The organism is Aquimarina sp. U1-2 (assembly GCF_017897595.1).
Classification (GTDB): Bacteria; Bacteroidota; Bacteroidia; order Flavobacteriales; family Flavobacteriaceae; genus Aquimarina.
Map to the genome: position 1 here is coordinate 1 of NZ_JAGKIK010000106.1, position 375 is coordinate 375.

Genomic DNA, 375 nt, shown 5'->3' on the forward strand with positions numbered 1-375 from the left:
CTCCGACTTAGTCTAGAGTTATTTATCCAGAGTTTCCTGGTGGTTTTTTTGGACCTATTAGTGACCATGCCACTCACGTTGCTGGAACACTCTTAGCTAAAGGGGAAAATCCTGACGCAATGGGTATGGCTCCCAAAGCAATTTTAAGATCTTATGATTGGATATTAGACGATACAGAAGCATTGAACGAGGCCTCTAATGGCTTATTATTGTCGAACCATTCGTATGGAGTGCCTATTTTTTCAGGTGGTTCCCAACAAGTATCAGCAGAAAATATAGGTTCCTATTCGTCTGATGCTAGAACTTGGGATGACGTAGCATACAATGCTCCCTTTTATTTAGCAGTAAATTCTGCTGGAAACGAAGGAATCAATA

General features: G+C 40.8%; 1 pseudogene. It reads left to right on the top strand.

Annotated elements, in window-relative coordinates:
• Positions 1–119: 119 nt before the first annotated feature.
• Positions 120–375 (top strand): annotated as a pseudogene (locus J8281_RS19230) (peptidase S8); the annotation flags it as partial.